Below are 22769 nucleotides of genomic sequence, written 5' to 3'. Positions count from 1 at the left end.
CTTTGCCCAAAAGCCGAGGCGGAAGTCTCGCCCGCTTTCGGTTCGCCTGGGGATTTGCCCGGATTCGAGCGCTCGTCCGTTTCCGGCGCGCCTTCCGGTACGGCCTCTCTCTCAGTCACGCGCGCAGGCTCGCTGGGGGCTTGTTCATCCGGGCTCTTGGATTTGTCCTCAGGGCTGGTCATTCACTGCATGGCTGTTGGAATTTGAAAAGGGAACTAGTGCATCCTAGCGTAAAAGGAAGATGCTGTGGCGCCTGTCGGTAATCACAAGCGACAATCCTCTACTCCCAATGGGGTAAGTGAGGTCAAATAGATAGGCGACGGAAGCCGTGCCACACTCCGATCTGCAAGAATTGGCCTGCAGGCGGAGGAAATGCATGAAAAAACGGGTGAAAAGCGATCCGAACTGGCCGGAACCGGTGGTCGTATCGGTCGGGCGGCGGTCTCCTGAGATTATTCGGACGCCCGCAGAGGCCTTGATCTATCTCACCAACAAATGGCCGGCGGCGCGCAACGAACGCTACAGAGCGGCGACCGAGGTCTGCTCTGCGGCGCTGCGCAGACAGATAGACGCGGCGGCCGCACGTGAGACATTTCTATCCGCCGCGCTCGAGGCGGGAATGCTCCAATAAGCAGCTATCCGCCGTTCGGAATCGAGTTCTGCATCGAGGCTTTCCGCGAGACTTCGCGCCGGAGCAGCATGCCGAAGAGGTCGCGCGGCTCGTCGGGGTCGGCGAGGAGGTCGAGATTTTCGTAAAGCCCGGTGCCGGCAAGCTTGTCGCGGATATAACGAAGCGCCGAAAAATCCTCGGTCGCGAAACCGACGCTGTCGAACAGCGTCACCTGAGCGCTGCTCGTCCTGCCTGTCGCCAGACCGGAAATCACCTGCCAGAGTTCGGTGACAGGATAGTCCGCCGGCAATTGCTGGATCTCGCCTTCGACACGGGTCTGCGGCGGATATTCGACGAAGATGTCCGAGCGCAGCAGGATATCCTTGTGAAGCTCGGTCTTGCCCGGGCAGTCGCCTCCCACGGCATTGATGTGGACACCCGGTCCGACCATGTTGTCGGTGAGGATGGTGGCGTTCTGCTTGTCTGCCGTCGCTGTGGTAATCACATGGGCACCCTCGACCGCCTCCTGGGAGGAGTGGCATCGGATGATTTCAAAGCCCATCCCGGAAAGATTCTTGGCGCATCGCTCGGTGGCATTGGGGTCTATGTCGTAGAGCCGCAGCGTCCTGATACCGACCAGTGCCTTGAAGGCGATCGCCTGGAACTCGCTCTGGGCACCATTGCCGATGATCGCCATGCAATCGGCCCCTTCCGGCGCCAGATATTTGGCCGCCACGGCCGAGGTCGCCGCGGTGCGCAGTGCCGTCAGGATGGTCATCTCGGAAATAAGGAGCGGATAGCCGCTGTCGACATCGGAGAGCACCCCGAAGGCGGTCACGGTCTGGCGGCCGGTGCGGGTATTCTTGGGGTGGCCGTTGACGTATTTGAAGCCATAGAGGGTGCCGTCGCTGGTCGGCATCAGCTCGATCACGCCTTCCTGCGAGTGGGAGGCGATACGCGGCACCTTGTCGAACGACTCCCAACGGCGGAAATCCGCCTCGATATAGGCCGAAAGCTCCGTGAGGAAATTTTCCACGCCGACGTTCAGGACGAGATCCATCATGTTCTCGACGCTGATGAACGGCACGATATTCAGGTTGGGCAAAGCTGGCATGGTGGGCTCCTTGGGGGGATCATATCCTTTTCAGGCAACACACGCCATGCATGCGATAGCTGCTCCCGTCCTTCACCCCTTGTCGTTCATCGCTTCACGGAGCGCATCGTTGATGCGATCCTGCCAGCCGGGGCCATCCTCCTGAAAATGGGCAAGCACGTCGCTGTCGAGCTTCAGGGACACAAGTTCCTTGACGTTCGGCGGCGCGCGCCGCTCGACCGCGGGAGCCGGGGTGGTCTTCTTGGCCGGCGCAAACAGAGCCTCTGCGGCATCGAGCGGATTGACGGGCCGGCGCGGGGGACGTGTCATGATCATCTCCGTATGAAGGGGAGGGCCGCCGCAGTTCCGGCCTGCAGACGCGGCTCCCGTCTCGAACTATCAGCAAGCATGGCGAAATAGCAATCGCCGAGCGGGGGACGACCCGACCAGTGCCCGGTCGAGACGCCTTGACGATCGAACCGGGCGGCGTCTATCTCACTCCGAAAACTCGTTCTCGTCATTCGAACGCATCGGGGGGAGGATAGGCTTCATATCCTGATCTTCTGAGATCGGGGCAGGCCCGGCGGCATCGGCTATCGATCTGTCGCAGCGTTCTCGCAGGAGTATAACCGCCCCGGCCCTCTGTTCAGCGAACGCTTTCCCGGGACATGAGCGTCCGCACTGCAGTTGAAGCGGCCGCAAACGCTCTCTCCGATCTGTCCTCCAACGCCACCACCGATATCGCCGGTGCGCTGGCGCCGCCGCTTGCACCATCTCGTTCACCGTTCAAAACCAGTAGAGGCTTTTCATGATCCAGGACTTCTCTTCCATCATCCAGCGTTTCGGCGTCGGCAGCCGTGGAAGTTCGGCTGTCGTGCATCAGGGCACCGGTTATTTCGCGGTGACGCCCCAGTCGCCCTATGACGGGGATTTGAGCATTGCCGAGCAGACCCGGCAGTTGTTGTCCAAGGCCGAAGCGCGGCTTGCGGAAATCGGCAGCGCCAAGCAAGGTCTGATCTTCTGCGCCATCATGCTTGCCGACATGGACGGTTATGCCGAAATGAACGAGGTCTGGGATGCCTGGGTTTCGGGCATGGCTCCGCCCGCCCGGGCCTGTTTCGAGGCGCGGCTTGCCAATCCCGCGCTCAAGGTCGAGATGATAATGGTGTGCGCTGCGGTATCGGCCGAGGCGTAGTCTCAGGATTGATGGAGCTTATGCATGGGTGACCTGAAGTATTGTTGCTTTTCCGGGCAGTTCCGAGCGCCTATATCACCGTTATCGAACGACGCCGGAGCCAAGAACGGTTGCTGACGTCAGACCGTCTCAGGAAAGGGACCCGATCATGAACGTTGCACGCTCTTTCAACAACTGGCGCAGGTACCGCCAGACCGTCTCCGAACTCGGCCGTATGACCAGCCGCGAATTGCAGGACCTCGGCATCGACCGCGCCGACATCCGCAACGTCGCCCGCGCGGCAAGCGCTCGCTGACCGCCATATCTCTGCCGGAATTTGCATGACGCCCGCCATTGCCGCGGGCGTTTTCGTGTCAAGCGCCTGCTGCGGTCCCGGTCTTCTCGATCGCCGTGTTCAGGTATGCGTTTTTCGTATAGCTGCACTGCAACATAATGGGTATCAAACGAGCCGGACGGGTGTATAGTCATACTTATCGAAGCGATGCACCTCCTCCCGCAGAGCTTCGTGTTATCAGACGGCCCACTCCTCCTCCCAGGGACGTCTGTAGGAATGGCGGCACTCCTCCTCCCAGCCGCTGTTCGGTTCTTTTCGGAAAGCCTGCCGCACCTCCTCCCGCGGCAGGCTTTTTCGTTTTGGGGCTAAGGGTTTTCCAAAATTCAAGTTGCACGCCTTCCGTTGTCGTGTCCGCCCGGTGCGGTATCCGACGATCTCGATTCGTGCCCGAAAGTCGGGCGGGAGGGGGCGCCTGCCGAAAGCCTTCTTCGAGTCGCAGGAAGCTGCCTGCGGATCCTCCTGGCCAGGCCGACCCCCCCTTGGCGGCCCAGAATCAGCCGTCACCGAACCGCCAGAAGAGACGTTCCGTGCTGCGCGCAGTCGTTTTGACCGCCTTTTTTCTCTTTGCCCCCCCGGCCTTTTTTGATCGCTAAGCCAGCGTCCTGCGAGGCGAGCTCGATGGAGAGGAAGATCGTAACGATCAGTTAAAACCAAGCTCTTTGCGGGGCCTTTGTTTACCATTTGTTAACCATGTCGGCGCTAGAAATCAGTCAACGATTTCTTTACGCAGATGACCAAAATGCTAACGGACGCTCGCTCTATCCGCATCAAGGGCCGCTCTTTTCTGGCGGTTGTCCTTGCCCCCGATCTTCCCTTCGACGACTGGCTCGTCAGGCTGGATGACCTTGCTGCACGTTCCGCAGGTTTCTTTCTGGGGCGGCCTGTCGTGCTCGACGTGACCGATCTGCCGATCGATCGTGCCCAGCTGAAGGACCTCATCGCCGAACTGGCGGGGCGCAACGTCAATATCATGGGCATCGAGGGCGGTCGCCCTTCGATCCTCGGTCCCGGAATGCCTCCGGCACTTAAGGGTGGTCGGCCGGTCTCCGACGAGGCCGTCACCAAGGAGCCGATCATCGAGCTGCGCAACGGCGAGCCGAAGCCGGTCGCGCCGGAGGTTCGTTCCGCATTGCAGTCGATGGTCATTCGCGAGCCGGTCCGCTCCGGCCAGTCGGTCATCTTTCCCGAAGGTGACGTAACGATCATCGGCTCGGTCGCGTCAGGGGCCGAAATCATCGCCGGCGGATCGGTTCATATCTACGGGACGCTGCGTGGCCGGGCCATGGCGGGATCGCTTGGAAACGCGTCGGCGCGCATCTTCTGCCGCAAGCTCGAAGCCGAGCTGGTGGCAATCGACGGCATCTACAAGATGGCGGAAGACATGGCTCCGGGCCTTCGCGGACAGTCAGTCCAGCTTTGGCTCGAAGGGGATTCGATCATTGCAGAGAAACTTATTTGAGCCGAAGCCGGCCAGCAAACAGGAGAGCAAGATGGGGAAAGTCATCGTAGTCACTTCAGGCAAGGGCGGGGTTGGCAAGACGACTTCGACTGCCGCATTGGGAGCGGCTCTGGCGCAGCGAAACGAGCGGGTGGTCGTCGTCGATTTTGACGTCGGGCTGCGCAATCTCGACCTGGTGATGGGCGCCGAGCGCCGGGTCGTATACGACCTGATCAATGTCATTCAGGGCGAAGCCAAGCTTTCGCAGGCACTGATCCGCGACAAGCGGCTGGAGACGCTGTTCCTGCTGCCGGCCTCACAGACGCGCGACAAGGACAATCTGACACCCGAGGGTGTGGAGCGGGTCATTACCGAGCTGAAGCGGGTTTTCGACTGGGTCATCTGCGACAGCCCAGCCGGGATCGAGAGCGGCGCCACGCTCGCCATGCGTCACGCCGACATGGCGGTGGTGGTCACCAATCCGGAAGTCTCCTCCGTTCGCGACTCGGACCGCATCATCGGCCTGCTCGACTCGAAGACGATGAAGGCCGAGCGCGGCGAGCGCATGGAAAAGCACCTGCTTCTGACGCGCTACGACGCCAACCGCGCGGAACGGGGCGACATGCTGAAGGTCGAGGACGTGCTGGAGATCCTGTCCATCCCGTTGCTCGGCATCATCCCCGAGAGCATGGACGTCCTGCGCGCCTCCAATATCGGTTCGCCCGTCACCCTGGCGGATGCCCGCAGCGCACCGGCCATGGCCTATTTCGATGCCGCACGCCGGCTTGCAGGAGAAGTTCTGCCGATCACGATCCCCGGGGAAAAGCGGGGGATATTCGGCAAGATCTTCGCACGGAGGGCCGCATGACCATATTCAACCTTTTCCGCAAACAGCGCTCCGCACCGACGGCGCGTGAACGCCTGCAGGTGCTTCTCGCCCACGAACGCTCGTCGAGCGGCTCAGACCTCGTATCCTTGCTTCGCGAGGAGATCCTTGCCGTGATTGCCAAACACGTGCAGGTCGATAGCGACAAGGTGCAGGTCAAGATGGACCGCGACGAGGATGTGACGATCCTGGAGATCGACGTCGAGATCCCATTGGGGGCCGTCAGCCAGGCCGCTTGAGGCGATAGGCTGCCAAAAGCTCGGTTGGAAACGCGGATAACCCAGTTGTCCGCGTTTTCTCTTGCGCGACGAAAGCAACGTGCCTGGCACGTCGCTTGCTTCGTAAAACGGTTGCCCCTGCAAAAGGAAACGGCCGTGTACGCGAACATAAATCCTTCCATCGACGTCAGGTTGCTGCGCACTACCTATCTGCTGCTCAGGGAGCGCAATGTCTCCAAGGTCGCGGTGCTGCTCGGACACAGCCAGCCGGCGGTCAGCGCCTGCCTCAAGAAGGCACGGGAAATCTTCTCCGATCCGCTTCTGGTGCGCAGCGGCCAGAAGCTGGTGTTGACCGAGCGAGGTGAAGAGGTGATGACCTCCATCGCAGCAATGCTCGAAGGCCTGCTGGACACGCTGAACCGCAGCAGCCAGTTCGATCCAGGCATGGTCCACAGCCGGATGCGGATCGCCGCGGTCAATTGTTTCGGCACGTTCCTCATCCCGCCGATCGCCACCAGCATCCGGCGCGAAGCGCCCGGCATATCGGTGGATTTTTTTGCGCCCTCAGAGCAGAGCGACCTTATCGAGGATCTGGGGTCCGGCCGGGTGGACATGGTGATCGGCAACTGGCCGGCGCCGCAGCAGAGCCTGAAGTCGAGCACGCTTCTCCATTGTGACATTGCTTGCGTCGTGCAGAAGTCGAACCCTCTGGCGAAGCGCGGACGCCTTCTTCTCGACGACTATCTCGATGCTGACCACGTCTCGCCGACGCCGGGCTCGAATGCGGTCTATAGCCCTATCGACGGCCGCCTCGCGCAGCTCGGGATGCGCCGCCGCATCGCCATGTCGGTTCCCGAATATGCTCTGATCCCGGCAATCCTCGCTGAAACCGACCTGATCTTTACGACGGCGCGCCCATATGCCGAATATATCGTCGCGAATGCTCCGGCCAACCATCTGCAGCTCGTCGAGGCCCCGCGGGAATTCGACCAGATGAACCTCTACCTTCTGTGGCACGAAAGAGCCCACAACAGCGGCGCCAATCGGTGGCTGCGCAATGTGATCCGCACCGTCGCGCGGCGCTTCGACCAGACGCTGCATCCGGTTCCATCCGAAAAGCCGCTGCGGGCGGTATCCTGAGACCAAACAAGTATAAGCAAACGGATATACCCGCTATCGACGGTCGTGGCATTCACCCGAGGATCAAATTTGCCCATGCTGAAGGCAGGATTTACCTCTGCCAAAGATTTGAGCAGGCAGATTTATCGCCGGGGAATTTCGAATGCTAATGCACACCCTTCTCGTGGATGGCGCCAATCGCGATCCCGACCACGCATGTTTCCACTGGGTCGATCGCGACAGGAGCCTGACCTATGCTGGGGCCGTCGAAGCAATGGAACGCGCTGCGGGCGCGTTGCATAGTCTCGGGGTCAGGCCTGGCGACCGGGTGACGATCTTCGCCCACAACGGCATGGACTACCTGACGACGATGCTGGGCTGCTGGCGCCTCGGGGCAATTTCAGCTCTCGTAAACGTCAAATTTGCCGACGAACTTGCCTATTATTTCGGCGATCACCAGCCGACCGCAGTCGTTTATACCCACGACAAACATGAACAGGTCAGCGCCGCAGCCGCCGGCGTGCCGACAATCCGAGCATTGATCTGCATGGACGGGCCGCAACCGGGTGCTCACTCGCTGCCGGAGTTAATGGCGGCTGCCCTGCTGGTGCCCGCCGATCCGGGCGACGAAGATGCGATTGCCCATCTTTCCTACACCTCCGGGACGACCGGCAAACCGAAGGGCGCCTGCCTGAAGCATGAACCGACGGTGCGGGCGACCCGCTGCATCGCCGAGCGGCTGCAGATCACGGCGGACGACGTTTCGTTCGGCCCGAGCGCTTTGTCGAGTTCCTATCAGCTGGTCGGCAACCTTCTGCCACAGCTTTCGCGTGGTGCTGCGATTAACGTCATGGGCCGCTGGACGCAGGCGACCGGGTTCGATGCACTCGAAGCCCGCGGCGCGACCATGTTGATCGCCAACCCTCCTATTCTGACCGACGTGCTCAACGAGGCCGCCATCCGCGGCCATGCGCCTTCCAAGCTGCGCATGAGCATGTCCGGCGGTGGCCCGGTTCCGCCGGTGCTGAAAGCAGGCTGGCAGGAGAAGCTGAGGTTGCCGCTGGTAGAGAGCTACGGCCAGTCTGAGCTTGGCGGTTTCGTGGCGCTCGGCTTCCCGAAGCTCGACAGCGCCGACATCGAGACCCGTCGTGCGGGGATGCCGCTGCCGGACAAGGAGGTCCGCATCCTCGATTCCGACGGTTCCGAACTTCCCTGCGGCTCGGTCGGGGAGATCGCGCTCCGGGGTGGCTTCATGTGGGGTTACTGGGGCAAGCCCGAAAAGAGCGCCGAGACGTTGCGCGACGGCTGGCTGTGGACCGGCGATATCGGCACGATGGACCGGCATGGCTTTGTCACCATGATGGGACGTCGCTCCGAGCTTCTCGAGGTCGGCGGTAAGACCTGGTATCCGCGTGACGTGGAGGAGGCGCTTTCGACTGTGGCCGGTATCGAGCAGGCGGCGGTCGTCGGCGTGCCAGATCCGACCATGAAGACGCGGCCGGTCGCCTTCGTGCAGGCCGCCGCACCGGTCGACGGCGAGGCCGCCAAGGCGCAGATCGCAGCGACGCTTCCCTACGACCTCTCCGTCATGACGGTGATATCGCTCGCAGAGCTGCCCATGACCCCCACCGGCAAGATTGCCAAGGCAGAGCTGGCGGCGCGCGCCGCTGCGGCCTGACAATGAAATCGAGGATATGTCGATGAAGCTGAAATCGCATTGGTGGTGGGACCACACGGCAAGGGACTTCTCGGAGTTCGAGATGGAGAAGTTCGTCGCGATCCTGCCGATCGCCGCAGTCGAGCAGCATGGACCACATCTTCCGGTCCGGGTCGATGCCGCGATCAATGCCGGCGTTGTCGTCCGCACGGTCGAGCTGATGGAAGACGATCTGCCGGTTCTGGTCCTGCCGATGATGCCGGTCGGCAAGTCGGTCGAGCATACCGCCTATCCGGGCACGCTGACCTTCAACTACGACACGCTCGCCAAGATGTGGTTCGAGCTCGGCGAAAGCGTCAACCGCTCCGGCTGCCGCAAGATCATCTTCGTCAATTCGCATGGCGGCCAGCCGCAGGTGATGGATATCGTCTGCCGCGAGCTGCGCATCAAGCTCGACATGTTCGCCGTCAGCGCCTGGGCAAGCGCCGGCGCCGATTTCTCCGACCTGTTCAGCGCCCATGAGATGAAGCACGGCATCCATGGCGGCGAAGCGGAGACCAGTGTCATGCTGCACCTGCATCGCGAGCTGATCGACATGCAATATGCCGAGGATTTCGTGCCGGTTTCCGTCGAACTCGAAGCGGCCGGCGGGTTGCTGATGCCGGAAGGCCGGATCGGTTACGGCTGGCAGACCCAGGACGTGCAGCCCTCCGGCGCCTGCGGCAATGCGGCTGCCGGCGATGCCGAACGCGGCCGGCTTTATGTCGAGCGCAGTGCAGCCAACCTCCTGAAGCTCATCAAGGAAGTCCTGGATTTTCCGCTCGACCGGATCACCTCCAAAACCATGTACAAGGGGTGATGACTTGACGATCCCACGCGCACCATACGGCGTTGCCGGCCCCGAAAGGGGTGAGCTTCTGCTCGATGACGGCGTCGTGCTGGTGTCGGATATCTATCGTCCTCAGGGGGAGGGCACGTTCCCGGTGCTGCTGATGCGCCAACCCTATGGACGTGCAATCGCCTCGACATTGGTGCTTGCGCACCCCTCCTGGTACGCCGCGCATGGCTATATCGTGGTCATCCAGGACGTGCGCGGCTGCGGCGATTCCGGTGGTGTCTTCGAGGCCTTCGTCAGCGAGATTGCGGACGGCGCGCGCACTCTGGAATGGGCGGCCGCATTGCCGGGAAGCAACGGCAAGCTCGGCCTCTACGGTTTCAGTTACCAGGCGGTGACACAATATTTCGCCATTGCCGGAAAGGGGAGTGTGCGGCCGGATGCGATTGCGCCTGCCATGGGCTCCTGGATGCCACGCGACGATTGGGCCTATGAGGGCGATGCCTTCCGGCTCGGGCTCAATGTCGGCTGGGCGGCGCAGATGGCCCGGCTGACCGCGGCGAGGCGGGAGGATGCCAAGACCTATGCTGCGATTGGCGCGGCCAGAGACGACGCCGACCTTCGGGACTTGCTCGTTTCCCGGTCTGACATATCGCATCTCGCCAAGTGGGTGGCGGACGAGAAGGACTATTGGGATTCGGTATCGCCCGGCGTGCTGCTGGCCGATGATCCGCTGGACATCCCGGTTCTCCACACCGGCGGCTGGGCCGATTTCCTGCTTCAGGGCACCTGGGCAGCGGATGCGGCCTTCAGGGCAAATCACAGCGACAGCACTCACCTGGTGATCGGCCCTTGGGCGCATGCGCCCTGGAACCGCGCAGGCGGTGCCACCGACATGGGGCAGGCGGCGGAATTCTCGGTCGATCGCGCCCAGCTGGCCTTCTTCGATTTCTACCTCAAGGGGCTTGGGGAACGGCCGCAGCCGGTGAGGCTGTTCGACATGGGGCGGCGGCTCTGGCTTAGTTTGGACAACCGGCCGGAAGCGGAGGACGCCAGTTTCTTCCTCTCCTCGTCGGGTCTCGGCGCTGCCATGGTGAGCGACGGCAGTCTTTCGATGAAGAGCGGTGCGGAAGTGCGGGATACGTTCGTCCACGATCCCACCCGTCCCACGCCGCTTGTCGGGGGTCATCTTGGCACGCCGGCGGGTTTTGCAGATCGCAGCGGGCACGACAACCGTGCCGATGTCGCCGTCTATACCAGCCGGCCCTTCGCGGTGGCGCGGTTCTTCGCCGGCGAGGCCCTGGCCGAGATCGAGATTGAGACGCAGTCCGAAGGTTTCGATCTCTGCGCGACGCTGTCGCTCGTTGGCTCATCCGGAGAGGCGAGGGTGCTCAGCACCGGTTATGCGCGACTCGCGGGCGGTGGCCGGTTTTCGGCGCGCATCAGTCTGCGCCCGATCTGCGTCACCGTGCCGGAAGGTTTTGCCTTGCGGCTTTCGCTGCAGGGCGCCGGTGCGCCCGTCTTCGAAGTTCATCCCGGTAACGGGCCGTTCGCTTCCGTGCCCGAGATGGCGCGACGACCGATCACCATTTCCATCTGCCATGGCGGGACGAAGCGTTCCCGCCTGATCATGCCCGAGGCTCTCGACAATGTCGCATAAGCACTACCTGACGCTCGACAACATCACGGCCACCTACGGCGATTCCGTCGCCGTCAGCGGCCTCACGATCGAGGTCGCCAAGGGCGAGCTCCTGTCGTTGCTCGGGCCGTCCGGCTGCGGCAAGACGACGACGCTGCGGATGATCGCCGGTTTCGTGCAGCCGTCGGAAGGCCGTATCATCCTCAACGGCGAGGATATCAGCAAACGGCCCGTCCATACCCGCAACATCGGCGTCGTCTTCCAGTCCTACGCGCTGTTCCCGCATCTGACGGCGCTCGACAATGTCGGCTTCGGCCTGCGCATGCGCCATGTCGGCAAGGCTGAATGCCGGGCGCGCGCCGCCGCCGCACTCGATACGGTCGGTCTCGGCGCTTATTACGACCGGTATCCGGGCCAGCTTTCCGGCGGCCAGCAGCAGCGCGTGGCGCTTGCCCGCGCGCTGGTGATCGAGCCGGACGTGCTGCTCCTTGACGAGCCGCTTTCCAATCTCGATGCCCATCTGCGCGCCGACATGCGTACCGAAATCCGCACGCTGCAGCAGCGGCTCGGCATCACCACGGTGTTCGTCACTCACGATCAGCAGGAAGCGCTTGCGATGTCGGATCGCGTCGCGGTGATGAACAAGGGGCTGCTGGCCGAGATCGGCAAGCCGGTTGCGCTCTGCGACCGGCCGCATTCGCCGTTCACCGCCTCCTTCCTCGGCGCCCGCACCGTGATCGAGGGGAAGACCGAGAACGGCCTGTTCACTGCGCCGGGGCTTACCTGCGAGGGGGCGCCTTCCGGCGCCACCCGCCTCGTTCTGCGTGCGTCGCGGCTCAGGCTCTCGGACGGGCCAGGGCCGCTCAATGTTTCCGGCACGCTCGTCAATGCAGCCTTCCTCGGCGACACCTACGAAGCCGATATCCAATCCGCATGCGGCATGATCCGCCTGATCGTGCCTTCGGATATGCCGCCTCCGCCCCTCGGGACGCCGTGCAGCATCCAGACCCAGCCGGGTGGCGCCACATTCATCTGACCGAAAAAGGGGAACAAAGACATGAACGTCTCGCGTCGTACATTCAACAAGCTGATTGCCGGTGCAGGCCTTGCCGCACCGTTCCACATCATCCGTCCCGCCTCCGCGCAGGAGCCCAAGAAGGGCGACGAGCTCGTCGTCGGCATCTGGGGCGGCGCTCAGGAAAAGATCGTCAAGGAACATGTCGAGAAGCCGCTGGTCGAGAAATACGGCTGCAAGGTCAGCTACGTCCTCGGCGGTACCGGTGATCGCCGTGCCCGCGCCTATGCCGAGCGCGGCCGTCCGAGCTTCGACGTTCTCTATCTCAACATCTTCGAAAGCCGCCAGGCCGTGAAGGACGGCGTGACCCAGGCCCCGACGCCTGCCGTCAAGAACTTCGAGGCTCTCTATCCGAGCGCGCGCAAGGGCGGTTACGGCGTTGCCTTCAACCCCTGCACGATCGTCTACGACAAGACCAAGGCGTCGAAGCCGATCACCTCCTGGAAGGACATGTGGAACCCGGAATGGAAGGGCCGCATCGCCTGGCCGGACGGTCTCGGTGCCGAAGGTATTTCCGCGCTGATGATGGCCGCCCGCGTCTGGGGCGGCGATGAAAAGAACGCCGACATCGCCTTTGAAAAGGTCAAGGAACTGAAGCCGTTCGCGGCGATCCAGGGCAGCCAGGCGCAGCTTTTCGAAATGTTCGACCAGAAGCTCGCCGATCTCTCGGTCGAGTTCGGCAGTTTCACGCGGTCCTATGTGGAATCGCGCAATCCCAATATCGCGATAGCCACCCCCGTCGAGGGACAGGCGCTTTCGATGAACGTCGCCTGCATTACCGAAGGCACGAAGAACCAGAAGCTCGCAGAGGAGTGGATCAACCTGCATCTCTCCGAGCCCTGCATGCTCGCCTATGCACGCCAGATCTACTATTCGCCGACCGTCAACAACATCACGGTCCCGGATGATCTCAAGTCGAAACTCGTGCTCGGCGATGCCGATGTCGCCAAGCTCGTCGATTTCGATTGGGACGTGATCAATGCCAGCCGCGCCAAATGGCAGGCAAAATACGATCGGGAGATCGCGGGATGAACCGTTGGATCGGGCCGGCGCTTGCAGCGCCGGTCACCCTTTGGCTGCTTCTGTCCTTCGCGGCGCCGATGTTCGTGGTGCTCGTGCTCTCCCTGCACGAGTATCCCGATCCTTTCGGTCCGCTGTTCATAGCGCCGTCGATCGCGCAGTTTCGGGACATCGCATCGGACGGTTTCTATTTCGGCGTCGTCGCCGAAACCGTCCTGCTCGGTCTCGGTGTCACCGTCATCACGGCGTTTCTCGGTTATCCGCTCGCCCATTGGCTGGCCCGGATGCCGGTGAAATACCGCGCGGCCGCGTTCGCCGTCATCCTCATTCCGCTGCTCACCAATGTCGTGGTGCGCTCGCTCGGCATCATCCTGCTGCTGGCGCCGGAAGGGCTGATCAATTCGGTCACCGGCCTGATCGGAATTCCGCCGGCGAGATACATGCTGTTCACCCATGGCGCAGTCGCCGTCGCATTGGCGCAGGTCTTCCTGCCGTTCATGGTGCTGGCGCTCTACGACAATTTGCAGAACACCTCACCACGCGTGCATGAGGCGGCCCAGAGTCTTGGTGCGTCTCCGGCGATCCGGTTCCTCACCGTCGACCTGCCGCTGTCGCTGCCCGGCCTGCGCTCCGGGGCCGTCATCGTTTTCCTGATGGCGACCACGGCCTACGTTTCCGCTTCGCTGCTCGGCGGCAAGAAGGTCTGGACCACCGGCATGCTGGTGCTGCAGGAAGCGATCAAGAACCTCAACGCGCCGCTTGCCGCCGCACTTGCTATCATCATGACCGTGACCGGTCTCGCCTTCGCGGCGCTCTGCGCCTATTCCCTCAATCGCCTGATGCCATGGCTGAAGGGCAAGCCCAGCAATCCGTGGAGCATTCCGCGCTGGATCGTGCCTGTCATCAATATCCTCGGCCCGATTGTCTCGAAACTGCTGCTTGCCACCTCGCTGCTGCTCCTGCTGCTGCCGCTGGTGCTGGTCTGCATCCAGAGTTTCAACGACGTGCCGCAGGCGACCGCGTCCGGTTTCCGCGGCTTCACGCTGAAATGGTACGAGGCGGTGTTCTTCGCCGGAACTTACGCAGACGCCTTCTGGGTATCGGTGAGGCTCGCCGTCACCTCGATGCTGGTGGCGTTGACACTCTCGCTGCCGGCGGCGTTTGCGCTCGCCCGTTACCCGTTCAAGGGCCGTTCCGCGCTTCTGACGTTCTGGTTGCTGCCGATGTCGCTGCCACATGTGGCGATCGGGGTCGGCATGCTGCGGCTGCTGCAGATCTACCTGGTCATCCCGCCGTTTTTCGGCCTCGTGGCAATCCATGTGATCGTCATCCTTCCCTTCGCCATCACGCTGCTGACCACCTCGGTCATGGGGCTCGACCGGGCGCAGGAAGAGGCGGCGGCGAGCCTCGGAGCAAGCCCGGCGCGGCGGTTCTTCCTGATCATCATGCCGGGCCTGGCGCCGGGACTGTTTGCGGCCGGTATCGTCGGCTTCCTCCTGAGCTTCGGCGAGGTGACCGTAACGAGTTTCCTCACCACCGCCCGCCTGACGACGCTGCCGGTCCGCATCTACGCGGAATCGACCTTCAGCCTGGAGCCGACCGCGCATGCCATCTCGGCCGTGCTGATCGTCTTCACGGTCATCGCGCTGGTCTTGTTGGGCAGGGTGGTTCGCCTCGACCGTCTCTACGCACGGTGAGTTCGAAACGACAGCGGGCCGGCCGGCCCGCTTGACAGGCTTACTGAAAACCGACAGTTATCGTCCCATTCCGAGGGGAGCATCGTGACGATGCTGAGATGGCGCTGAGCCGGACCCTTGAACCTGATCCGGGTCATGCCGGCGTAGGAACGGAAATAGGCGTCATCCGACGATTTTTCTCTTCTCCGCTTCACCTGGATCTCCGTGATTGATTTGATCTGGAGATCGACCGATGACATTCATCCTTTCCGTTGTCCCAAAAGGATATCCGGCCGTCGCGTCTAGGTTCGACGCGTAGCATCATGCGCGCCTCCCACGCGGTCATCGGCCTCGTCTTGCTTGTCGCCCTCTGGCAAGCGGGCGTCTGGCTGTTTGCTCCGCCTCGCTATATTCTGCCGTCTCCCATTGCTGTCGCGTCCGCCTTTCTGCGGCAGCCGGGTTTCCTGTTGCAAAACAGTCTCGTCACGCTGACGGAAATCGCGCTGGGGCTGGTGATCGGTGCTGGCCTCGGCATCGCCACGGCGTTCGGCGTCGCAGCGCTGCCGCGGTTTGGCCGTCTGGTCTGGCCGATGGTGCTGATCCTGCAGGCCTTTCCCGTCTTCGTGCTGGCCCCCATCCTGGTTCTCTGGCTGGGTTTCGGCCTCGCCTCGAAAGTGGCGATGACGACGATCATCATCTTCTTTCCGGTCGCATCGGCCTTTGCCGACGGTCTTCGCCGCACCGATGAGGAAATCCTCGACGCCGTCTCCCTGGAGGGGGCAAGTCACTGGCAGACGCTGGTCTCGATGCGGGTGCCGCTGGCGATACCGAGCCTCGTCTCAGGCCTCAGGGTCGCGGCACCGCTGGCGCCACTCGGAGCCGTCGTCGGCGAGTGGGTCGGGGCGTCCGGCGGACTCGGCTTCGTCATGGTCCAGGCCAATGCGCGCATGCAGACCGACACGGTATTCGCGGCCATGACCGTCCTCGCCATTCTCACCCTCATTCTCAGGCTTCTCATCGACCGGCTGACCGCCGGGCTCGCCCCCTGGGCCAGCGAAGCCGACCCTTCATCCTCATCCGCATCAGGGAGTTCCGTCAAATCATGATCCGTATTCTCACCGCGTCCTTCATCGCGCTGGCAAGCCTTGCCGCGCCCGGGCCCTCACAGGCGGCCGACAAGCTCAGCGTGCTGCTTGAATGGTTCGTCAATCCAGACCATGCGCCGATGGTGATCGCCCAGCAGCGCGGCCTGTTTGCTGATGCCAATCTCGATGTCGAGCTTATCGCGCCATCCGATCCGTCGGCGGTGCCGCGGCTGGTTTCTGCCGGCCAGGCGGATATCGGAATCCACTACCAGCCCAATCTCTACCTCGACCACGAAGCCGGCCTGCCGCTGGTGCGGTTCGGCACACTGGTCGAAACCCCGCTCAACACCGTCACGGTTCTGGCGGACGGCCCGATCAAGAGCCTCAAGGACCTGAAGGGTAAGAAGGTCGGCTTTTCCGTCACCGGCTTCGAGGATGCCATGCTGAAGCGCATGCTGGCCTCGGAAGGTCTTTCCAACGGCGACGTGGAACTGATCAACGTCAACTTCTCCCTGTCGCCGTCGCTGATCGGCGGCAAGGTGGATGCGACGCTCGGCGGGTTCCGCAATTTCGAGCTGACCCAGATGAAGCTGGAAGGCCATCCGGGACGCGCGTTTTTCCCGGAGGAGCACGGCGTGCCGGCCTATGACGAACTGATCTTCGTCACCCGCCGCGATTCTGCCGCCGACAACCGGTTGCCGCGCTTCCTGCATGCCGTCGAACAGGCCTCGATCTACATCACCAACCACCCGCAGGAGGCCTGGCAGCTTTTCATCAAGGCCTATCCTAACCTTGATGACGAGTTGAACCGCACGGCATTCTTCGACACCCTGCCGCGCTTCGCCAAGCGCCCGGCCGCGCTCGACCAGGGCCGTTACCAGCGTTTCGCCGCCTTCATGCAGGAAATGGGACTGATCAAGACCGTGCCGCCGATCGGGGAGCTCGCGGTCGAAATCAAATAGGCCAAGTTGCTGATATCGTTTGATTTGAGCTCCGTGGTTCGCGTAACGTGATTTCCATGCCAGATAGGCTTTCCACGTTACGTACCCCGGAGTTTGCTTGACCATCGGACTTGCCCATGCGGAACTGATCGCGGTTCTTTCCGCCGTCACAGGCGACGAGCCGCGCGTGATGACGGTTCGCTCCGGAGATGCGCTGCCGTCGGGGCCTTTCGAGCTCGGCCACAGGAGCCTTCAGGCCGGGCTGCGGGAATGGGTGGGGGACCAGACGGGCCATCCGCTCGGTTATCTCGAACAGCTCTATACCTTCGCCGACCGCGACCGGACCCATGAGGATGCCGAGGGGCGGACGATCTCGATCAGCTATCTCGGCCTCGTCCGCGAACAGGCCGCACCCGGAGCCGGAAAACCCGGCTGGCACGGCTGGTACGAATATTTCCCCTGGGAAGACCATCGCGGGGGGAGGCCGGAGATCCTGGCCGCAATCACTCGCCGCCTGCAGGATTGGGTCGCCTCGGAAACGGCGCGCCGGGAACACCGCCAGCGCCGCGTCGATTTCGCCTTCGGCCTCGATGGTGCTGCCTGGAACGAGGATCTCGGCCTGCAGCGGTATGAGCTGATGTACGAGGCGGGGCTGGTGACCGAGGCCGGTTGCCCGCCGGCCAAAAGTTTCGGCCGTTCGATGTTTGCCGATCACCGCCGTATCCTCGCGACCGGGATCGCGCGGCTTCGGGCTAAGATCAAATACCGTCCGGTGGTGTTCGAATTGATGCCGGAGAGCTTTACGCTGTCGCAATTGCAGCGCACGGTCGAGGCGTTGGCGGGCCTCACCCTGCACAAGCCGAATTTTCGCCGGCTGATCGACCAGCAGGAGCTGATCGAGGAAACAGGCGAGGCGACCAGCGAGACCGGCGGCCGGCCGGCCAAACTCTTCCGCTACCGTCATGCGGTCCTCGAAGAGCGCGCGCTGTCCGGTTCGAAACTTCCGCTTTCACGCAATTGACATAAACTCGAATCGAGAATATCTCTTTGCGCCGGATATACTCACTTCGAGTATAAAAGGAGCGGTTCATGAATTCTCCGGTTTCGGTTTCCTCGCTTTACGATCGTGTCAGCCGCGTCATTCCGAAGGCGGAATGGATGAGCTACGAGGCGGATGTCGCGGCGATCCTTGAGCTCAAGCGCACCCGCAACGCCGTCATCCTCGCTCACAACTACCAGACGCCGGAAATCTTCCATGGCGTTGCGGATATCGTCGGCGACAGCCTGGCGCTCGCCCGCAAGGCGATCGACGTGGATGCGGATGTGATCGTGCTCGCGGGCGTTCACTTCATGGCGGAGACGGCGAAGCTGCTGAACCCGGCCAAGACGGTGCTGATCCCGGACATGGCGGCGGGCTGTTCGTTGGCGGATTCGATCACGCCGGAAGATATCGCTCTGCTGCGGCAGGCGCATCCGGGCGTGCCGATTATCACCTATGTGAACACCTCCGCGGCGGTGAAGGCGGCGTCCGATATCTGCTGCACCTCCGGCAATGCCAAGCAGGTGGTGGAATCGCTCGGCGTTCCGAAAGTGCTGATGATCCCGGACGAATACCTGGCGCAGAACGTGGCACGGGAAACCAATGTCGGGATCATCGCCTGGCACGGCCATTGCGAGGTGCATGAGCTGTTCAACGCGCAGGATGTCCGCGATCTGCGCGAGGCACATCCGGGCGTCGTGGTTCTGGCGCATCCGGAATGCCCGCCGGAAGTGGTGGCCGAGGCCGATTTTGCCGGTTCGACTGCCGTTATGTCGGACTACGTCGGCCAGAAGAAGCCGGCCCGCGTCGTGCTTCTGACGGAATGCTCGATGAGCGATAATGTCGCCGTGCATCATCCGGATGTGGAATTCGTGCGGCCCTGCAATCTCTGCCCGCACATGAAGCGGATCACGTTGTCGAACATCCGCAAGGCGCTGGAGGAGAACCGGCACGAGGTGACCGTCGATCCGTCGATCGCGGTCGCCGCCCGCCGTGCGGTCGAGAGGATGCTCGCCATATGACCGAGATTTTAGACCATCTCGCCGGCCGCGTCGCGATCGTCGGCAGCGGTCTGGCGGGGCTGGTGACGGCGTTGACCCTGGCGCCGCAGCCCGTCGTCCTGATCACCCGCGCCGCGCTGGGCGCGGAAACGTCGAGTGCCTGGGCGCAGGGCGGCATTGCCGCAAGCCTCGGTGCCGACGACAGTGCGGATCTGCATCTGGCGGATACGCTCGCCGCCGGTGACGGACTTTGTGATCCGACTGTGGCGGCTTCGATCCTGAGGCAAGCCCCGAACGCCATTGCCATCCTGGAAAAATTCGGTGTGCGTTTCGACCGGGTCGCCGACGGCTCGCTTTCGCTTGGCCTGGAGGCTGCCCATTCGCGGCGCCGAATCGTGCATGTGGCAGGCGACGGGTCGGGTGCGGCGATCGTCCAGGCTCTGGTCGAGGCCGTTTCCAGGACGCCGTCGATTACGGTGCTTGATGGCGTCGAGGCTCGTCGGCTTTTGACAAATGACGATGCGGTTTCCGGCCTGCTCTGCGCGGCGGGCTCGGGAGCGGTTGTTGTTCCGACCGAGCGGGTGGTTCTGGCGACCGGCGGTCTCGGCGGGTTGTATGACGCGACCACCAACCCCACCGGCAATTTCGGCCAGGGCGTCATGCTTGCTGCGCGCGCCGGTGCGGTGCTTGCGGATATGGAATTCGTACAGTTCCACCCGACGGCGCTGGACTCGCAGCGACGGCCGCTGGCTCTGGTGAGTGAAGCGGTACGCGGCGAGGGCGCGGTGCTGGTCAACGAAAAGGGCGAGCGTTTTCTCGCCCGCGAACCGGGTGCCGAACTTGCTGCGCGCGATATCGTGGCACGGGCGATCAGCGCCGAGATTGCCCGGGGTGGTCGCGTCTTCCTCGATGCCCGGCCGGCGCTTGGAAGCGGTTTCTCGAGCCGTTTCCCGGCGATCGACGCGCTCTGCCGGGAGGCGAGCGTTGATCCCAATTCCGACCTCATTCCGGTTCGCCCCGCCGTTCATTACCACATGGGCGGGGTGGCGACCGACGTGAACGGGCGCAGCTCGTTGCGAGGGCTGTGGGTGGTCGGGGAGGCGGCCTCGACCGGCCTGCACGGCGCCAACCGGCTGGCCAGCAATTCGTTGCTCGAGGCGGCCGTTTTGGGCATGCGGGCCGCGCAGGATCTTTCGGCGACCTCCGCCGAAATTGCGCGTCGGCTTGTCGATGCCGCGCTGCCGGCGCCGGCGGACATTTCCGCGGTGCGGCCGATCGTATCTCGGCATCTCGGCGTCCTCAGAAATGCCGGCGCCATCCATGGTGCGATCGCCTCCCTGCTGCCGCTCGTCGAGAGTGAAGGAGCGGCCGCCGATCCGGCGATCGTTGCGCTGCTGATCGCCGTGTTCGCCTCGCTCAGAAAAGAATCCCGCGGTGCGCATGCCCGCACCGATTTCCCGTTGAAGCTCGCCTATGCGGAGAGGCGGCAGATGTGCTTCGCCGACGCGCTGGAAATTGCCCGCGCTACCGCCTCCCATCCCCTTGCCCGGAGTGCCTGACAAATGACCCTTGCTGCCCTTCCGCGACTTCTCGTCGAACCGCCGGTGCGCGCCGCACTTCTGGAAGACCTTGGCCTTGCCGGGGACGTCACCTCGACGGCGGTCATTCCGGCCGATCATCGCTCGACGGTTGTCATGGCCGCCCGCAAGGCCGGCGTCATCGCAGGCCTCGATGCGGCGGAACTGGCATTCCAGCTCGTCGATCCGAAGATCGTCATGACCCGCCATGTCGAGGACGGCGGGGCGGTGAAGCCGGGTGACGTAATCGCCACGATCGAAGGCCCGTCCCGAGGCCTTCTGACCGGGGAACGCACAGCCCTCAACTTTCTCGGCCATCTCTCCGGCATCGCCAGCGTCACGGCCGGCATCGTCGCGGCGATCGAAGGCACAAGAGCTTCCGTCGTCTGCACCCGCAAGACCACGCCGGGGCTTCGCGCGCTGGAAAAATATGCGGTGCGCGCCGGTGGCGGCATGAACCATCGCTTTGCGCTCTATGACGCCGTGCTGATCAAGGACAATCACGTGGCGATTGCCGGTGGAATTGCCGAATCCATCCGCCGCGCCAAGGCAGGCGTCGGGCATATGGTGAAGATCGAAGTGGAAGTGGATACACTCGAACAGCTTCATGAAGCCATGGACGTGGGCGTCGACGCGGTGCTGCTCGACAACATGACGCCGGGTGAGCTTCGCGAGGCTGTCGGCATCGTCGCGGGCCGGGCGATCACCGAGGCGTCCGGCGGCATAACGCCGTTGACGGCCGCAGCCGTGGCCGCTTCGGGCGTCGATCTGCTCTCCATCGGATGGATCACCCATAGTGCGCCGACGCTGGATATCGGGCTCGATTTCAGGTCTGCAAATTAGGGTGGCCGACGGCGCTAGACGCTTCCGGAGCCATTGAAAACAATGCTACATCCTTGATCTGGAACACAGAACGGACAAGGAGTGCGAGATGCCGAGACTATCCAGTGACGAAATCGATGCCGTGCTGGCTCTGGTCGATGCCGATATCGACAAGAGCCTCGCGCGCCTCTTTGATCTCATCCGCATTCCGAGCATCTCCACCGATCCCGGCTATCGCGACCAATGCAAGGCCGCTGCCGAATGGCTGAGCCGCGACCTCGCCTCGATCGGCTTCGATGCGTCCGTCCGGCCGACCACGGGCCATCCGATGGTCGTCGCGCACCAGAAGGAGGCGGCCGGGCCGCATCTGCTGTTTTACGGCCATTACGACGTCCAGCCCGTCGATCCGCTGGCGCTCTGGACCAGCGATCCGTTCGAGCCTCGGCTGGAGCCGTTGCCGAATGGCGATACCGCGATCGTCGCGCGCGGGGCCTCGGACGACAAGGGCCAGATGATGACCTTCGTCGAGGCCTGCCGCGCCTGGAAAGCGGTGACCGGCAAGCTGCCGGTGCAAGTCAGCATTCTTTTCGAGGGCGAGGAGGAGGCGGGTAGCCCGAGCCTTGCGCCGTTCCTCGATGCGACCGCCGACGAGCTGAAGGCGGATATGGTCTATGTCTGCGACACCGACATGTGGGACCGCGAAACGCCGGCCGTGACCACCATGCTGCGCGGGCTCTACAGCACCGAGATCGAGATCACTTGTGCTGACCGGGACCTGCATTCCGGCATGTTCGGCAATGCCGCCCGCAACGCGCTGCAGGTGCTGTCGGATGTCGTATCGAGCCTGAGGACGCCGGATGGCGGAGTGGCGGTCGAAGGTTTTTACGACGGCGTCAAGGAACTGCCGGAGGCCATCAAGGCGCAGTGGCATCGGTTGCCGTTCGACGAGAAGGGTTTTCTCGCCGATATCGGGCTGAATATTCCGGCGGGCGAGGCTGGGCGGTCCGTACTCGAACAGGTCTGGGCGCGGCCGAGCTGCGAGATCAACGGCATGAGCGGCGGTTATACCGGCGAGGGGTTCAAGACCGTCATCCCGGCCAGGGCGACCGTCAAGATTTCCTTCCGTCTGGTCGAGGGGCAGGTGCCGGAGAAGATCCGCGATGCTTTCAAGGCGCATGTTCAGGCGCGCATCCCGGCGGATTGCTCGGTGACGTTCAAGGATTTCGGCCTGGCGCCGGCCACCGTCATGCCGGTCGAAAGCCCGTTCCTGACGAAGACGCTCGCAGCGCTTTCCGCCGAATGGGAATGCGAGGCGGCGCTTGCCGGAACCGGGGGCTCGATCCCGATCATCGGCGAGTTCAAGCGCCGGCTCGGCTGCGATGCGCTGCTAGTCGGCTTTGCCCGTTTCGACAACCGCGTTCATAGCCCGAACGAGAAATACGACCTGTCGAGCTTCCACAAGGGCATCCGCTCGTGGGTGCGTATCCTCGCCCAGCTTGCGGACTGATC

Annotated in this window: 22 protein-coding genes and 1 riboswitch; of the genes, 20 read left to right on the top strand and 2 right to left on the bottom strand. The window is 63.0% G+C overall.

Annotated elements, in window-relative coordinates; all coding sequences use genetic code 11:
• Window positions 1–376: 376 nt before the first annotated feature.
• Window positions 377–631 (top strand): DUF982 domain-containing protein, encoded by a 255-nt coding sequence (locus GQ59_RS17560; RefSeq protein ID WP_051904028.1) that lies wholly within the window; start codon window positions 377–379, stop codon window positions 629–631.
• A gap of 4 nt (window positions 632–635) precedes the next feature.
• Here GQ59_RS17560 and ocd read toward each other — a convergent pair whose 3' ends face one another.
• The gene (ocd, locus tag GQ59_RS17555) at window positions 636–1724 is read right to left on the bottom strand and encodes an ornithine cyclodeaminase (RefSeq protein WP_037083578.1); all 1089 of its coding nucleotides are present in this window, start codon (window positions 1722–1724) and stop codon (window positions 636–638) included.
• 72 nt (window positions 1725–1796) lie between these two features.
• Window positions 1797–2033 (bottom strand): BrnA antitoxin family protein, encoded by a 237-nt coding sequence (locus GQ59_RS17550; protein ID WP_037083576.1) that lies wholly within the window; start codon window positions 2031–2033, stop codon window positions 1797–1799.
• A 478-nt stretch (window positions 2034–2511) separates the two neighbouring features.
• Between GQ59_RS17550 and GQ59_RS17540 the strand changes: the two genes are divergently transcribed.
• The 19 genes from GQ59_RS17540 (at window position 2512) to GQ59_RS17450 (ending at window position 22767) form a co-directional block, all read left to right on the top strand.
• A complete protein-coding gene (locus GQ59_RS17540) occupies window positions 2512–2898 on the top strand; it encodes a RidA family protein (RefSeq protein ID WP_037083572.1) in 387 nt (128 codons plus the stop codon).
• A gap of 148 nt (window positions 2899–3046) precedes the next feature.
• Entirely contained in the window at window positions 3047–3193 is a 147-nt protein-coding gene (locus GQ59_RS31240) for a DUF1127 domain-containing protein (RefSeq protein ID WP_080952435.1), read from the top strand.
• Between the two features lie 769 nt (window positions 3194–3962).
• A complete protein-coding gene (minC, locus tag GQ59_RS17535) occupies window positions 3963–4691 on the top strand; it encodes a septum site-determining protein MinC (RefSeq protein WP_037083571.1) in 729 nt (242 codons plus the stop codon).
• Window positions 4692–4722: 31 nt separating this feature from the next.
• A complete protein-coding gene (gene minD / locus GQ59_RS17530; protein ID WP_037083570.1) occupies window positions 4723–5538 on the top strand; it encodes a septum site-determining protein MinD in 816 nt (271 codons plus the stop codon).
• Complete coding sequence (gene minE, locus GQ59_RS17525; protein WP_037083569.1) at window positions 5535–5795, top strand: cell division topological specificity factor MinE; 261 nt, start codon at window positions 5535–5537, stop codon at window positions 5793–5795. The genes minD and minE overlap by 4 nt, the downstream gene beginning before the upstream one ends.
• 135 nt (window positions 5796–5930) lie before the next feature.
• Window positions 5931–6914: a LysR family transcriptional regulator gene (locus tag GQ59_RS17520; protein WP_152564366.1), complete on the top strand. Its 984-nt coding sequence runs from the start codon at window positions 5931–5933 to the stop codon at window positions 6912–6914.
• 142 nt (window positions 6915–7056) lie between these two features.
• Window positions 7057–8571 carry a class I adenylate-forming enzyme family protein gene (locus GQ59_RS17515; protein WP_037083568.1) on the top strand — a complete coding sequence of 505 codons (1515 nt, stop codon included), beginning with the start codon at window positions 7057–7059 and terminating at the stop codon, window positions 8569–8571.
• 22 nt (window positions 8572–8593) lie between these two features.
• Window positions 8594–9409, top strand: a complete 816-nt coding sequence (locus GQ59_RS17510; RefSeq protein WP_037083567.1) for a creatininase family protein — start codon at window positions 8594–8596, stop codon at window positions 9407–9409.
• 4 nt (window positions 9410–9413) lie between these two features.
• A complete protein-coding gene (locus GQ59_RS17505) occupies window positions 9414–11045 on the top strand; it encodes a CocE/NonD family hydrolase (RefSeq protein ID WP_051904027.1) in 1632 nt (543 codons plus the stop codon).
• Window positions 11035–12060 carry an ABC transporter ATP-binding protein gene (locus GQ59_RS17500; protein WP_037083566.1) on the top strand — a complete coding sequence of 342 codons (1026 nt, stop codon included), beginning with the start codon at window positions 11035–11037 and terminating at the stop codon, window positions 12058–12060. The genes GQ59_RS17505 and GQ59_RS17500 overlap by 11 nt, the downstream gene beginning before the upstream one ends.
• A gap of 21 nt (window positions 12061–12081) precedes the next feature.
• Entirely contained in the window at window positions 12082–13131 is a 1050-nt protein-coding gene (locus GQ59_RS17495) for an ABC transporter substrate-binding protein (protein WP_037083565.1), read from the top strand.
• Window positions 13128–14816 carry an ABC transporter permease subunit gene (locus GQ59_RS17490; RefSeq protein WP_037083564.1) on the top strand — a complete coding sequence of 563 codons (1689 nt, stop codon included), beginning with the start codon at window positions 13128–13130 and terminating at the stop codon, window positions 14814–14816. Before GQ59_RS17495 ends, GQ59_RS17490 begins: the two co-directional genes overlap by 4 nt.
• A gap of 63 nt (window positions 14817–14879) precedes the next feature.
• A riboswitch (TPP riboswitch) is annotated at window positions 14880–14983 on the top strand.
• A 135-nt stretch (window positions 14984–15118) separates the two neighbouring features.
• Window positions 15119–15901: an ABC transporter permease gene (locus GQ59_RS17480; protein ID WP_037083562.1), complete on the top strand. Its 783-nt coding sequence runs from the start codon at window positions 15119–15121 to the stop codon at window positions 15899–15901.
• Window positions 15898–16842 carry an ABC transporter substrate-binding protein gene (locus GQ59_RS17475; RefSeq protein WP_037083561.1) on the top strand — a complete coding sequence of 315 codons (945 nt, stop codon included), beginning with the start codon at window positions 15898–15900 and terminating at the stop codon, window positions 16840–16842. Before GQ59_RS17480 ends, GQ59_RS17475 begins: the two co-directional genes overlap by 4 nt.
• 97 nt (window positions 16843–16939) lie before the next feature.
• The gene (locus GQ59_RS17470; protein WP_037083559.1) at window positions 16940–17842 is read left to right on the top strand and encodes an NUDIX hydrolase; all 903 of its coding nucleotides are present in this window, start codon (window positions 16940–16942) and stop codon (window positions 17840–17842) included.
• A gap of 68 nt (window positions 17843–17910) precedes the next feature.
• Window positions 17911–18882, top strand: coding sequence for a quinolinate synthase NadA (gene nadA / locus GQ59_RS17465; RefSeq protein ID WP_037083557.1), 972 nt, complete (start codon window positions 17911–17913; stop codon window positions 18880–18882).
• Window positions 18879–20420, top strand: a complete 1542-nt coding sequence (locus GQ59_RS17460; RefSeq protein WP_037083555.1) for an L-aspartate oxidase — start codon at window positions 18879–18881, stop codon at window positions 20418–20420. Before nadA ends, GQ59_RS17460 begins: the two co-directional genes overlap by 4 nt.
• Window positions 20421–20423: 3 nt before the next feature.
• On the top strand, window positions 20424–21281 hold the full coding sequence (nadC, locus tag GQ59_RS17455; protein WP_037083554.1) for a carboxylating nicotinate-nucleotide diphosphorylase: 858 nt from the start codon (window positions 20424–20426) through the stop codon (window positions 21279–21281).
• Between the two features lie 88 nt (window positions 21282–21369).
• Entirely contained in the window at window positions 21370–22767 is a 1398-nt protein-coding gene (locus tag GQ59_RS17450; protein ID WP_037083553.1) for a M20/M25/M40 family metallo-hydrolase, read from the top strand.
• The last annotated feature ends 2 nt before the right edge of the window (window positions 22768–22769 follow it).

Origin of the sequence: Neorhizobium vignae (genome assembly GCF_000732195.1) — a bacterium.
GTDB classification, from domain to species: domain Bacteria; phylum Pseudomonadota; class Alphaproteobacteria; order Rhizobiales; family Rhizobiaceae; genus Neorhizobium; species Neorhizobium vignae.
This window is presented reverse-complemented; position numbering and strand designations above follow the sequence as displayed.